This is a genomic window from Flavobacterium chungangense LMG 26729, assembly GCF_000735715.2.
Taxonomy (GTDB): Bacteria; Bacteroidota; Bacteroidia; order Flavobacteriales; family Flavobacteriaceae; genus Flavobacterium; species Flavobacterium chungangense.
This window is the reverse complement of record NZ_JASY01000012.1, coordinates 25410-38437: the sequence shown is the minus strand read 5'-3', so window position 1 is coordinate 38437 and position 13028 is coordinate 25410. Positions and strand designations below refer to the sequence as shown.

13 protein-coding genes are annotated in these 13028 nt (G+C 33.9%); 3 read left to right on the top strand and 10 right to left on the bottom strand.

Annotation, left to right across the window (positions count from 1 at the left end; translation table 11 throughout):
• Nucleotides 1-57 precede the first annotated feature (57 nt).
• Nucleotides 58-999 carry an OmpA family protein gene (locus JE46_RS17810; RefSeq protein ID WP_031456639.1) on the top strand — a complete coding sequence of 314 codons (942 nt, stop codon included), beginning with the start codon at nt 58-60 and terminating at the stop codon, nt 997-999.
• A gap of 74 nt (nt 1000-1073) precedes the next feature.
• Here the strand turns inward: JE46_RS17810 and JE46_RS17805 are convergent, their stop codons facing one another.
• The 7 genes from JE46_RS17805 to JE46_RS17775 form a co-directional block, all read right to left on the bottom strand.
• Nucleotides 1074-2240, bottom strand: coding sequence for a beta-ketoacyl synthase N-terminal-like domain-containing protein (locus JE46_RS17805; RefSeq protein ID WP_031456638.1), 1167 nt, complete (start codon nt 2238-2240; stop codon nt 1074-1076).
• 240 nt (nt 2241-2480) lie between these two features.
• Complete coding sequence (gene bioA / locus JE46_RS17800; RefSeq protein WP_031456637.1) at nt 2481-3752, bottom strand: adenosylmethionine--8-amino-7-oxononanoate transaminase; 1272 nt, start codon at nt 3750-3752, stop codon at nt 2481-2483.
• A 62-nt stretch (nt 3753-3814) separates the two neighbouring features.
• Nucleotides 3815-4432 carry a dethiobiotin synthase gene (gene bioD, locus JE46_RS17795; RefSeq protein ID WP_031456636.1) on the bottom strand — a complete coding sequence of 206 codons (618 nt, stop codon included), beginning with the start codon at nt 4430-4432 and terminating at the stop codon, nt 3815-3817.
• A 68-nt stretch (nt 4433-4500) separates the two neighbouring features.
• On the bottom strand, nt 4501-5115 hold the full coding sequence (locus JE46_RS17790; protein ID WP_031456635.1) for a hypothetical protein: 615 nt from the start codon (nt 5113-5115) through the stop codon (nt 4501-4503).
• Nucleotides 5105-5608 carry an RNA polymerase sigma factor gene (locus tag JE46_RS17785; protein WP_031456634.1) on the bottom strand — a complete coding sequence of 168 codons (504 nt, stop codon included), beginning with the start codon at nt 5606-5608 and terminating at the stop codon, nt 5105-5107. The genes JE46_RS17790 and JE46_RS17785 overlap by 11 nt, the downstream gene beginning before the upstream one ends.
• A gap of 7 nt (nt 5609-5615) precedes the next feature.
• Nucleotides 5616-6479, bottom strand: coding sequence for a TraB/GumN family protein (locus JE46_RS17780; RefSeq protein ID WP_031456633.1), 864 nt, complete (start codon nt 6477-6479; stop codon nt 5616-5618).
• Nucleotides 6480-6915: 436 nt separating this feature from the next.
• Nucleotides 6916-8052: an aminotransferase class I/II-fold pyridoxal phosphate-dependent enzyme gene (locus JE46_RS17775; protein WP_031456632.1), complete on the bottom strand. Its 1137-nt coding sequence runs from the start codon at nt 8050-8052 to the stop codon at nt 6916-6918.
• Nucleotides 8053-8244: 192 nt separating this feature from the next.
• On the opposite strand from JE46_RS17775, the gene JE46_RS17770 reads away from it, so the two are divergent.
• Together JE46_RS17770 and JE46_RS17765 are read left to right on the top strand one after the other, a co-directional pair.
• Nucleotides 8245-9075, top strand: coding sequence for a DUF2975 domain-containing protein (locus tag JE46_RS17770; RefSeq protein ID WP_031456631.1), 831 nt, complete (start codon nt 8245-8247; stop codon nt 9073-9075).
• Nucleotides 9076-9077: 2 nt separating this feature from the next.
• Nucleotides 9078-9284 carry a helix-turn-helix domain-containing protein gene (locus tag JE46_RS17765; protein ID WP_031456630.1) on the top strand — a complete coding sequence of 69 codons (207 nt, stop codon included), beginning with the start codon at nt 9078-9080 and terminating at the stop codon, nt 9282-9284.
• 104 nt (nt 9285-9388) lie between these two features.
• Here the strand turns inward: JE46_RS17765 and JE46_RS17760 are convergent, their stop codons facing one another.
• The 3 genes from JE46_RS17760 to JE46_RS17750 all read right to left on the bottom strand — a co-directional run bounded on the left by JE46_RS17760 (nt 9389) and on the right by JE46_RS17750 (nt 12953).
• Complete coding sequence (locus JE46_RS17760) at nt 9389-9670, bottom strand: F0F1 ATP synthase subunit epsilon (RefSeq protein ID WP_031456629.1); 282 nt, start codon at nt 9668-9670, stop codon at nt 9389-9391.
• A 67-nt stretch (nt 9671-9737) separates the two neighbouring features.
• Entirely contained in the window at nt 9738-11249 is a 1512-nt protein-coding gene (atpD, locus tag JE46_RS17755) for a F0F1 ATP synthase subunit beta (protein ID WP_031456628.1), read from the bottom strand.
• A gap of 234 nt (nt 11250-11483) precedes the next feature.
• The gene (locus JE46_RS17750) at nt 11484-12953 is read right to left on the bottom strand and encodes an SGNH/GDSL hydrolase family protein (RefSeq protein ID WP_031456627.1); all 1470 of its coding nucleotides are present in this window, start codon (nt 12951-12953) and stop codon (nt 11484-11486) included.
• Nucleotides 12954-13028 lie beyond the last annotated feature (75 nt).

Here is a 13028-nt window from a genome sequence, read left to right as displayed (position 1 = left end):
GTAATAAGAATTTCAAGAAAGAATAATAACCTAATTTATTAAATACCATAAACAAAAATGATTAAAAAAGCCTCACTGGGATTGCTTGTTATAGCTCTTTCGACGTCTTGTGTTTCCAAAAAAATATACAACGATCTGGAAACTAAATATTCAGATTTAAAAAAAGAAAACCGTTCTATAGCTGATGAAAATGCAGATCTAAAAACTGCAAAAAACCAATTAGAATTAGATCGTGATAAATTAACCAAAGATTTAGCAACTACCAAAGATGATTTAGCCAAACAAAAAGCTGATTTAGCTGCTGCACAAAGCAAATACAAGGTTTTACAGGATTCGTACAATGCTCTTGAAAAGAACAGTAATGACGCTTTAGAGAAAAACATGAGTAAAAACCGTGATTTATTGGCTGAATTAGAAGCAAAATCAAAAAAATTAGCTGAAGAACAGGCTCGTTTGGATAAAACAGCAAGCCGTCTGAACGAACTTGAAGCTATGATTGCTGCAAAAGAAGAAGCTATGAGAAAGCTGAAAGAAACTTTGTCTAAAGCTTTGAATGGTTTCGAAGGAAAAGGACTTACAGTTGAACAGAAAAACGGAAAAGTATATGTTTCTATGGAAAACAAATTACTTTTCAATTCAGGAAGCTGGGCAGTAGGTTCTGAGGGTAGAAAAGCAGTTGTAGAGTTAGGAAAAGTATTGGGCGACAACCCGGATCTTTCTGTCTTAATTGAAGGACACACAGATGATGATCCTTACGCAGGTTCAGGACCAATTGCAAACAACTGGGATTTATCTACCAAAAGAGCTACTGCAATTGTGGCTATTTTGAGCGAAAATGCTAAAATCAACAAACAAAAATTAACAGCTGCAGGTCGTAGCGAATTCTCTCCTTTGGCAAGCAACGCAACTCCTGAAGGAAAAGCTAAAAATCGTAGAATCGAAATCATCTTAACACCAAGATTAGATGAAATCGCTGATATGTTAAACAGCATCAACTAAGCTGATTTTTATAACATTCAAAAGGCTCAGAGTTTTCAAACTTTGAGCCTTTTTTATTGACATGTTTTTATGATTTATGCTTTTTCAATCAAAATACTCACGGCATTTCCTCCAAAACCAACGGCATTAATCAGGACTTTTTTGATAGTTCTTGTTTGATTTTGCGTTTTTGCAAACGGAACATTGATAAATTTATCGTGCTGTATCATCAAAAGAGCCAATTCTAAACTCAAAATTCCTGAAGCTCCAAAAGTGTGGCCGATTTTCCATTTGTTGGTAGTCAGTAATGGTGTATTTGATCCAAATACTTTTTCAATGGCACGAAGTTCGGTTAAATCGCCTTTTATGGTTCCCGGAGCGTGCATAACGATTACGTCTACTTCTTTTATATCGGTTTCTTTTAAAGCCATTTTCATCGATTTCTGAAAACAGTCCGCTTCTGCAGAAATCGAAATATTATGTTCCAGGATTTCAGTTGCATAACCAACACTAGTCACATAAGCAATAGCATTTTCTTTTTCGCCGGCTTCCAGACAACAAACGCCGGCAGCTTCGCCCAAAATCATGGTGTTTTGCGTTTTCTCAAAATCAAATGCAAGATTGGGCCATGTCTCTTCGATTTGATTAATACGCGAATATATCTTTAAAGCCCGCATTTGAGCAATCGTAAAATCGGTTAAGGGAGCTTCACTTCCGCCAACTAAAAATTTATCTGCCATTCCTGATTTTAGCCATGCAACGCCATTTAGTATTGCATGAAGCGCTGTAGAACAGGTTATCGAATGCGAAATTTCAGGACCGGTGCTTTGTAAATCGTGGGCAATCCAGGAAGAGATATTTCCTAAAGTGGTTGTAGGTGAAGCGAGAGTCTGCGCTTTTCCGGTATCGATATATTCTTTATAATGCTTTTCGAATAAATCGGTTGCCCCGCGTGAAGAGCCTATGTTGATTCCGAATACATCTCCTGATTTCCAGCCTGCGTGTTCAACCGCTTTTCGTGAAGCTGCCAATGCAAACAAAACAGAATCATCCAGAAATTTATATTTAGGATCTGATTCACGGACTTCAGTAATAATTTGTTTGGATTCAGCTTCAAGTGCTGCTACAGAAGTTTCCTGATGATCTAAGAATTGCTGCGAAAAGCAATGCTGATCGTTTAGGTATTTTTTCCAGACTTCTTCAGGATTATTTCCTAATGGAGAAATAGACGAAAATGCTGTTATGGAGATTTTAGTATTCAATTTTTTTTATTTAACCGCAAAGTTCGCAAAAGTTTACGCAAAGTTTGCAGGGTTTCAAATAAAAATTAAACCATATAAGTGATTTAAGTTAGTGTTTTACTTTTCTTATATACAATTGAATGTCTGGATGGGCAGAGTCGAAGCCTTTGTTTTCATAAGCCTTAGACTCTGCTCAGGATTACAGTCAGGTATGCGAGGCAAAGTTAAATGAACTTATATCACTTATATGCTTTTTAGTCGTTAGACCATTTCAATAGCTTCTTCAATAGTTTTGTAAACTTTTTGAAGCTGTTCGTCTGTCATGATATATGGAGGTAAAATATAAACAATGTTTCCAACAGGGCGTAAAATAACTCCTTTGTCAATAAAAAAATTATACAATTTGGTGCGCATGGAACCGTAATAGCTTTCCTCAGAATCGGATTTTATTTCAACGGCAAAAATAACGCCTAATGTTCTGGCTGTAATTACTTTTGGATGACTTTCGATTTTCTTTTGGAACTCTAAATGATTTTTATTGATTCTCTCAATATTAGTCTGCATTTCATCGGTTTGCAGTAAATCGATACTTGCCAAAGCTGCTGCACAACCTGTTGGATTTGCAGTAAAAGTATGGCCGTGAAATAATGCTTTATTAATATCATCGTCATAAAAAGCATCAAAAACCTCCTGGGTAAAAGTCGTAATTGCCATCGGAATTGTTCCGCCGGTTAAAGCTTTAGACAAACAAATCATGTCCGGATCTGCATCAACATAGTCCATTGCAAAGGTTTTTCCGGTTTTGCCAAAACCTGTCATTACTTCATCTGCAATGGTCAAAACGTTATTTTTTTTACAAATTGAAATCAGTTTTGCCAAAGCTTCAGGTTCATACATTACCATTCCTGCTGCTCCCTGAACCAAAGGTTCAAAAATAAACCCGGCACAATTATTTTGCTGAATTACATTTTCCAGTACCTCAAAACTCACTTGTTCCTGACCTTTAACCGGAACCGGAATTCGGACAACATCGATAAACATTCCCTGAAAAGCCTGAGTATAGAATGAGATTCCGCTTGCTGCCATCGCCGCAAAAGTATCACCGTGAAACGCATTTTCAAAAGCAATTATGGTGGTTCGTTTTTCTCCTTTATTAAAAAAATACTGTAATGCGACTTTTATGGCAACTTCGACTGCAGTTGAACCATTATCAGAAAAGAAAATTTTCTGCTGGTTTTTGGGTAAAATTTTCATCAGTTTTTCAGCAACTTTTATGGCTGGTTCGTGAGTAAAACCGCCAAATAAAACGTGTTCTAAAGTTGTGAGCTGTTTGTAAATAGCATCGGCAATAAATTTATTACTGTGTCCAAATGGATTTACCCACCAGGAAGCGATCGCATCAATATATTCTTTATTGTTTTCATCCCAAAGTAAGGCGCCTTCGCCTCTCGAAATAGCAATTGGTGTTTGAGAAGTTTTGTGCTGGGTATAAGGATGCCAAAGATATTGGCTGTCTTTTTCTGTTAAAGTCATAATGGTGAAATGTTTTTTGTTAGATGTGAGATGAAAGCATTTTACTTTTTACAAAACACATTTTACATTTTTAATAGATTTTCCCGAAACAAATTAGCATATTCTTTAATTACATTTTGGTCAAAATACGGTTCTTCATCAATTCTCCCAATGCATTTAATTCCGGTTTTATTCAGAATCAAACTTTCGGTTGATTTGTTTTCGCTTCCGCTAAAGATGATTCCTGCGACTATAAAACCTCGATTCTGAATAGCTTCAATGGTCAATAAGGTATGGTTGATACTTCCCAGATAATGTCTTGAAACTATAATCACTTTGTAATCAGGTTTAATTAAATCAATAATGGTATCTTTTTCGTTTAACGGAACAAAAATACCACCAGCACCTTCAATAACCAGATGATTTTTAGTTTCCGGTTCCTGGATTTCTTTTAAATCAATTGTAATTCCATCAATTTCAGCAGCTAAATGTGGGCTCGACGGGGTATTTAATTGATAAGAATTCGAATGGAATTGAGATTTAGAATTTGAAATTCGGGATTTTACTTTATGGGTATCTGAATTGTCAAGATCGCCTGCCTGAATTGGTTTCCAGTAATCTGCTTCTAAAGCTTCCACAATAATGGAAGAAGCAATTGTTTTACCTACATCTGTGGAAATCCCGGTTACGAATAGTTTCATTTCTTTGTTTTAATGGAGTACAAAAATACCAATAAAAACAAAGCCCATCATTACGATAGGCCTGTGTTTTATTCTTCTTTTAATTCATCTATTACTTTTCTTATTTCTTTTGCATATTTACCATAAAAACGATGTACCCACCATTCTAAAGCCAGTCCCATGCATATCATGGAAAAAAATACAAGTAGTATAAAACCTATTAACTGCGTATTACTGATTTGATTTATTTGAAAATCGGATGATTTTGTCAGTACATAATATTGAAATCCAATTAAACCTAACACAACAAAAGGAGTTAATGCAAAACCAAATGTTTTGTATAGTTCCATGTTTAATTTTATATCAAAATAAGTTTCATACAAACTGTCTTTTGTTTTAAGTGTAATGTTGTTTAACCTCTTGTAAAAAAAGTAAAGTTTAGCAAGATAATAAGCGCATACAGCAGTAAACATGCTGAATATTAAGTAAAAAATCATAGAAATTCTATCTGAGAATTGGTAAACAATAGGGGCAAATCCGATTATAATGATGGAAATGATTTGGTAATAAAACTCATTTCTAAGGTTTTTTCTAATCTTGTCTAAAGGTGTATTTGCCGATTGTATTTTTTCTAAGTTATCCGGAAGAACTACATTTTCTGTCTTTTCGTTATTCCATGCGTTTTGTATGTCGTTAAGATCCATAACCTTGATTTTTTATAATTTCTTTTAATTTTTCTTTTGCTCTGTTTAATTTTACTCTGGCATTTCCTTCAGAAATTCCGAGATTTTCACCTATTTCTTTATGAGTGAATCCTTCTAATTGATAGAAAATAATTGCTTTGTCAATTTTTTTAAGTTTCTGAACTGCTTTGTAAAAATGATCTAATTGACTTTCTTTTATATGAGAATCTCCCTCATCATCTTTGATGTTTTCTGAAGCAATTTCATATTTGTCTACTTTTCGTTTTTCCTTTCTGAGGAAGACGATTGCAGTATTTACCGCTACCCGATACATCCAGGTCGAAAATTGACTTTCATTTCGAAAAGTATCATACGATTTCCAAAGTTGACAAACAATCTCCTGAAACAAATCCTGCTGATCGTCATGATTGTCCATGTACATCTTGGAAACTTTGTACAGAATTCCTTTGTGATTTTCTATCCGGGTTAAAAATTCTTTCTCTTTTTCTTTCAAAATAATGCTATTTCAATACAGGTTTAACGGTATATCCCGCTTTTCTTAATAAATTGATTATTCCTAAATCTCCAGCCAAATGCGCTGATCCTACAGCGATAAATGTACTTTCATTTTTGATTAGCTCAGGGATTGTTTTTAGCCAATTTTGATTTCTGTTGTCCAGAATCGTTTTTTTGGTTTCTTCGCTTATTACTTTTTTATCAGTAGTAATATCATATAAGGCAGTTATGTTTTCCTCTTTGTATTGTGCAACTAATTTATCGGTTTCTTCCTTGCTTAATTCTTCCAGCATTTTAATCATTTCCGTATCAGAATAGGCATTTTCAAACATATTCATTTGCTCTTTTACTGTTTCTAATCCGGCAATCTTAAGTTTTCGTTGTTTAGCTGTTTCAATAAAATTCATTTCGTAAAATTTCAGGTCATTACAACCAAAACTTTTCATACTTATTAAACTCATTACGGTAAATAAACTAAAACTATCAACTTGCTGAATGCTCATTCCGGCTTTTTTCTGCAGAATATTATCTAATTTTAATAAGTCTTGCGCATTTAGTGTTTTGCTAAGCGGTTGTTTACCCATTGCCATTTGCTGTAAATCTGTCATTTGTTTTGGATCAGATAGGTCAATCTCCAAAATTAATTTACTCGAAGATTCAAAGGCCTTTTTTGCTTTTTCAGAAAGAAAATAATCAGTTGAGCAAATCATATGGATAGTGCCGTATAAATAAGAAGGTTTTGATAATCCGTTTCCTGAAACTTCCCATAAAAGTGAATTTTCTAATTTTGGAGATTTTGTCTGTGCCTGAACTGCAGTGTTAAAAATAATTGTGATTGCTATTACTGCTGATTTGATTAAATTTTTCATGATGTTGATTGATTAAAGTTAGGATTAATTGATGATTGAAACTCCTTTTTGTTATTTACCGGATTTCTTTTTCTGTGAGGAAGATATATAATTCAGAAATAAAAATCCTATGATAAACAATAGCAGAAGGCTAAGAAGTTTTATGAAAAAATGAGTTATGATACCAATTGCAAGTCCTATTGAAGCAAACAGGATACAATTTAAAATATTTTCTTTTAATGAAGTAAATTGTGATTTCATAATTGTTTTGATTTATTTGATTACGACTCGTAAGTAATCGAATATTCAAAACGTTACAAAAGTTTTTAATTTTTTTTTAAAAGTGACTAATAATGGATTATGGATGTCTTTTTAAATTTCACAGAGATACAAAGTAAAACGCAGATACTCACGAAATTATTCTTTGTTGAGCTTTTTAAGGTTTTGAAGAATGGAACTAAAACACTAGATCCCTTAATAATTCTAAAATCTGATTGATTTCTTTTTCTGAATTATAGCTGTGAATACAAAAGCGAAGGCGTTCCTGGCCTTCTGGAACAGTTGGAGAAAGTATTGCTTTTACATCAAACCCTTTATCCTGTAGTTGCTGTGCTATACGCTTTACATTTTCATTACCTGGAACAATAGCAGATTGAATAGCCGATTTACTTCGCACAAAAATTGGTTTTAAACCTAATAAATTTTTCTGCTGATTAAAGCATATGATATTATGACGTAGGTTTTCAATCTTTTTCTTCTCGAATTCTAAATGTTGATAAGCCACCAGAATGGTTGCAACAGAATGCGGAGATAAGCCTGTTGTATAAATAAAACTTCGGGCGAAGTTTACAAGATATTCCTTAAGTTCATTACTTCCTAAAACCACTGCACCGTGACATCCTAATCCTTTTCCAAAAGTCATGATTCGGGCAAAAATTCTATTATGTAAATTCAAATATTGTGATAAGCCTTCTCCTTTTTCGCCAAAAATGCCAAGAGTGTGTGCTTCGTCAAGAACTAAATAGCAATTATGCTTTTCTGAAAGTTCAACTAATTCTTCCAGATTTGGGCTGTCACCATCCATAGAAAAAACAGTTTCAGTAACTATATAGATATTGGTATTGGGAAATTTTAGGATAAGTCGCTCTAAATCTTCAAAATCGTTATGGTTAAATTTATAGGATTTCGCATTTGACATTGATATACCGTCTCGAATAGACGCATGACTTAATTCATCATACAAAATAACATCGTTACGTTGAGGTACAGCGCTAAAGAAACCAACATTGGCATCGTAGCCTGAATTGAAAATTAAAGTCGATTCTGCTTCGTGAAATTCAGTAATAAAAGATTCTGTAATTTGATAGAGGGAATAATTGCCGGAAATTAAGCGGGAACCTGTTGCGCCATTTTGAATAATCCCATTTTCGATTAAATAATCATGAGTCAATTTAAAAATACTTTCAGATTTGGAAAATCCAATATAATCGTTTGAAGAAAAATCTACAAGATTATTAAAACAGGGCAAATGTCTTAACGCATTATTTTGCTTTCGGATTTCAAGCTTTTGAATAAGATTTTCAGGTAATTTCATAAAAGCAAAGTTAGAAAAAAATAGCAGGATCGAAATGTCAATGTGCTAAAGTAAAAATATTGATTTTTAATTATTAAAATTTTCATCAAAGAAAACTTCGTCACTAAATTTTAAAAAGTATTGTTTATTAACTCTTTTTTATTGTTTATCGATAATTTTTATATATTTGTGCTATACCAAAACTTCAAATTCATGAAAAACAACAACAGATTAGTAAACGTACTATATATTATATCGCGATTGAGTTTTCGCTTTTTTCAACTTCTTTTATTATTTGTACTCATTTTTGAATTCATTCCAAATGGCACATTAGGTAATTTTAGCTCTGGCATACATCATTCCACAGGATATCCATTAACGGCAAAAGTGCAATTAAACATTCCGGATACATTAATTAATTATAAAAATAAATTAGGGAATAGCTTTGGAATAGCTTTAAAAACAGGGAATAAACAATTCGATGATAATTTTAATAAAATAAAAAAAGACCCTAAATTGATTAAAACTTACCAGATCAATCATTTTGAAATCCATGGGGCTAAATTTAAGGATATCAAAAAGGAATTTGATAATGTAAAAATTCAAAGTGATACCGCTGAATTGAATGTTACGGTTAATCCGAAAAACTTATTTTTTAAATCAATCTTAATCATAAAAAGCTATTCCATTTTAGCTTTAATATTATTCATTACTTATCAATGTATGTGTTTGTTTGAAGGGCTAAAGGCAAATTTTTCTTTCGGCAAATTATTAAATCAAAGAATTAAAAATATAGGTTATTCATTAATCGTATTTCAAGCTGCAAAAATGATTTTCAGTATCATTATAATGCAGTATTTATCAAGAATTAATTACGATCACTATCTACCGTCAATTAAAAATTCAAGATTTAATTTTATAAATCTTACCACTACTGTTGAATATAACTTAGAAATTCTTTTTTTAGGACTATGTTTACTAGTTTTATCTAAACTATTGAGCTATGGGTATGATCTTCAAAATGAAAACGAATTAACGATATAATTATGCCAATCATTGTAAATCTAGATGTAATGCTAGCGAAAAGAAAAATGCGTTCGAACGAATTAGCAGAACGAATTGGCATTACAACAGCAAATCTTTCTATTTTAAAAACAGGAAAAGCAAAAGCTATTCGGTTTTCGACTTTAGAACTGATTTGTGAAATTCTCGAATGTCAGCCCGGAGATATTATGGAGTTTGTAAAAGAATAATAATTTTTTACCGGAAAAAGAAAGTTATTCCAGGACGATATGATAACCTCTAAACAAAAAAGCCAAACATCTCTGCTTGGCTTCTTTGTTAATTGAAAATTATTTTAGTCAACTAAAACAATTACTTTATTGTCTTTCATTTCGATAGTGCCTGACGTAATCTCTAATGTGTAAGTCTGGTCATTTACTTTCGTGAATTTATTCGCTACATCTTTAGAAAAATTGAAACTTTTAGCTGCAATTTTAATAGTTCCTTTCTCTAAGATAGAAACAATAGGAGCGTGATTATTCAAAATTTGAAAGCTTCCATCAACCCCAGGCAATGTAACCGATGTTACTTCTCCTGAAAATAATTTTGCTTCTGGTGATACTATTTCTAAAATCATTTTTTTTGAGTTATGAGTTATAAGTTATGAGTTATAAGTGAGCAGAAACTCATAATTCATAATTATATTAAGCTTCAGCTAACATTTTTTCTCCAGCTTCGATCGCATCCTGAATAGAACCTTTCAAGTTGAAAGCTGCTTCTGGAAGGTGATCTAATTCACCGTCGATAATCATGTTGAAACCTTTGATAGTATCTTTGATATCTACTAATACACCCGGGATACCTGTAAATTGCTCTGCTACGTGGAATGGCTGAGACAAGAAACGTTGTACACGACGTGCTCTTGATACAGAAAGTTTATCTTCTTCAGATAACTCTTCCATACCTAAGATCGCGATGATATCCTGAAGTTGTTTGTATTTTTGAAGAATCTCTTTTACTCTTTGTGCACAGTCATAGTGCTCATTTCCTAAAATTTGTGGAGTTAAGATTCTTGAAGTAGAATCTAACGGGTCAACAGCTGGATAGATACCTAACTCAGCAATTTTACGAGACAATACCGTTGTTGCATCTAAGTGAGCAAATGTTGTAGCCGGAGCCGGGTCAGTTAAGTCATCCGCAGGAACGTAGACCGCTTGTACAGATGTAATAGATCCTTTGTTTGTAGATGTAATACGCTCTTGCATAGCTCCCATCTCTGTTGCCAAAGTTGGCTGGTATCCTACTGCAGAAGGCATACGTCCTAAAAGTGCTGATACCTCAGAACCTGCTTGTGTAAAACGGAAGATGTTATCAACGAAAAACAATACGTCTTTACCCTGATCAGTTCCTGCTCCATCACGGAAATATTCAGCGATAGATAATCCTGAAAGTGCCACACGTGCACGAGCTCCAGGTGGCTCATTCATTTGCCCAAAAACGAAAGTAGCTTTAGACTCTCTCATTCCTGGCATATCTACTTTAGATAAATCCCATCCTCCATTTTCCATAGAGTGCATGAAATCATCACCATATTTTATAATTCCTGACTCAAGCATCTCACGAAGCAAGTCATTTCCTTCACGCGTTCTTTCACCTACTCCTGCGAATACTGAAAGTCCACCGTGACCTTTTGCAATATTGTTGATCAATTCCTGAATCAATACTGTTTTACCAACACCTGCACCTCCAAACAATCCAATTTTACCCCCTTTTGCATAAGGCTCAATCAAATCGATTACTTTAATACCTGTGAATAAAACTTCAGATGAAGTTGATAAATCTTCGAATCTTGGAGCTGGTCTATGTATAGATAATCCATTATCGCCATCTTTTGGTAAGTTTCCTAAACCATCGATAGCATCACCAATTACGTTAAACAAACGTCCGTAAACATCTGCTCCAACTGGCATTTTAATCGGGTTTCCTGTCCCAACCACTTCATAACCTCTGCTCAAACCGTCAGTTGAGTCCATCGAAATGGTACGTACCGTGTTTTCACCAATGTGAGATTGTACTTCTAGAACTAATAATGTTCCGTCTTTTTTAGTGACTTCTAGTGAATCATAAATTTTTGGAAGTTCAACATCTTTACCGTTGAAAACTACATCAACTACTGGTCCAATGATTTGAGCAACTTTTCCTATTACTTTTGACATTACTTATGTGTTTATTAAATAGCTATTTAGGTTTATCGAAAATACCTCTTTTTTCAGAGCGCAAAGATAAATTTTTAATATATAAAATCAATATTTTTTTTAATAAAAAATACTTAGTTTTTGTTATAATTCATAAAACTGATTATTCAAATACCTAAATTATATAAAATTTGGTATAAATGAAAAAAACCACTGCGTTATAAACGAGCGGCTTTCTACTAAAAAAAATTGGCTTTATTGTAAGCTGCCGGGATATTGAATTGGATATGTAGCCAAGTCAACATGACGCAATGTTGATTGATATTTCAAATTAATAGCATCGATAAATATATTAGCAATTAAGCCATATCCTCTTGCGCTGGGGTGTACTCCGTCTAAAGAAAATGCTCCTCCGGTAACATATGAAGATGTCATGGTAAAGTTTCCAAATTTAATTCCGCCACTTGATAACTGAGTTAATATAGATTTAGTGTCAACAAATGCTAACCCTTTTTCTTGGGCTACAGCCGCAATTGTTGCATTATATGAATCAGTAGCTTTTTTAACCTCGCCAACTTCATCTTTAGTCAAAACCCAATTATCAGCCAAAGGTACAGAAAGGCCATTGACTTTTGTGGGATCTCCCCCAACAGCTGTTCCTATAAATGTTCGTGCTGATAAAACAACCAAATCTTCTTTAGTTGCTTGTCTGTAGGAAGGAATTGTATAGGCTGTAAGATTGGTTAAATAGCTGTCTACTATTACTACAGGGTTGTTTCCTGCTTTAAAGGTAATAGTTCTTCTTGTTGCTTCATCCGCCGAAAGTAATTTGTTTGTTAACATTTGCTGTAAGCCGGCATTATATGCGGCATAGCCTGCATTTAATTGAGCAGCAGCAGATTCTGTTAGCGGTACTGGGTTATAAGGTACAGTTATAAAATAAGGTAGGGATGTGATATAAGGTAAGTTTGCTACTACTCCCTTTGCCCCATTGGCTGTCAAAGCTGTTACTAAAGAAGAATAGACACTGGCAAAAACGGTAGGATCTGTAATATCGTTACTTCCGTAAGTTGCAGGATTCATGTTTCCGGTTTGGTCTTTTCCAATTCCTCCTGAAGTTGCATAGCTCAATACATCGTTACCACCAATAAATAATGAGAAGAAAGTTGGGGACTGAGCTATTGCGTCTGCTAAAACTGTTGTTGATGATGTGCTTGCGAATCTTGCAAAGTAAGGATTTGCAGCACCAGAAGCTACACCTGCTACATTGCCGTAATTTGCTGCAACCAAATGAAAGCTTTTGGCTCCCGGGATTCCCATATTATTAAATGAGCCTGTAAGATGTGCTGTAACTTCGGTTGTTGGAGTGCCTGGTAGCTGAACGGGTGCTGTGCCGTTAAAATATAAACGCGTTCCTGCGATTACATTGCCTGCTAATAAGAGCCCTCCTTTGTTATCATTTGTGTAAGGTATTGTAAAAGTTCCACCTCCGGCAGCAACAAACTGCTGTGCCAAAACATTTACATACGAACCTTCCTGACCTCTCTTAAAAAGTGCATTATCACTATATCCGGCAGCAAAGGAATCTCCAAGTGCGACATATTTTGTAAATACTGCTGAACCCGGTGTTACAGGAACTTCTTCAGTAGTGTTATTGTTCTCGTCATTATTACACGCCATCATGGTTAAAGAAACCAACAACAGCCATTTTATATTTTTTTTCATGTTATAACTTTTAAAATTATTAGCTCTTTGTTCTTTTTTTAAAAAACAACTGAGAGAAGACAAATAGTTGATCAA

Coding starts and splice junctions, on each gene's coding strand:
- bioD (WP_031456636.1), bottom strand. CDS start 4,432: ATGAAACTATTCGTAACCGGGATTTCCACAGATGTAGGTAAAACAATT.
- JE46_RS17810 (WP_031456639.1), top strand. CDS start 58: ATGATTAAAAAAGCCTCACTGGGATTGCTTGTTATAGCTCTTTCGACG.
- bioA (WP_031456637.1), bottom strand. CDS start 3,752: ATGACTTTAACAGAAAAAGACAGCCAATATCTTTGGCATCCTTATACC.
- JE46_RS17780 (WP_031456633.1), bottom strand. CDS start 6,479: ATGAAAAATTTAATCAAATCAGCAGTAATAGCAATCACAATTATTTTT.
- JE46_RS17790 (WP_031456635.1), bottom strand. CDS start 5,115: ATGGATCTTAACGACATACAAAACGCATGGAATAACGAAAAGACAGAA.
- JE46_RS17750 (WP_031456627.1), bottom strand. CDS start 12,953: ATGAAAAAAAATATAAAATGGCTGTTGTTGGTTTCTTTAACCATGATG.
- JE46_RS17770 (WP_031456631.1), top strand. CDS start 8,245: ATGAAAAACAACAACAGATTAGTAAACGTACTATATATTATATCGCGA.
- atpD (WP_031456628.1), bottom strand. CDS start 11,249: ATGTCAAAAGTAATAGGAAAAGTTGCTCAAATCATTGGACCAGTAGTT.
- JE46_RS17765 (WP_031456630.1), top strand. CDS start 9,078: ATGCCAATCATTGTAAATCTAGATGTAATGCTAGCGAAAAGAAAAATG.
- JE46_RS17760 (WP_031456629.1), bottom strand. CDS start 9,670: ATGATTTTAGAAATAGTATCACCAGAAGCAAAATTATTTTCAGGAGAA.
- JE46_RS17775 (WP_031456632.1), bottom strand. CDS start 8,052: ATGAAATTACCTGAAAATCTTATTCAAAAGCTTGAAATCCGAAAGCAA.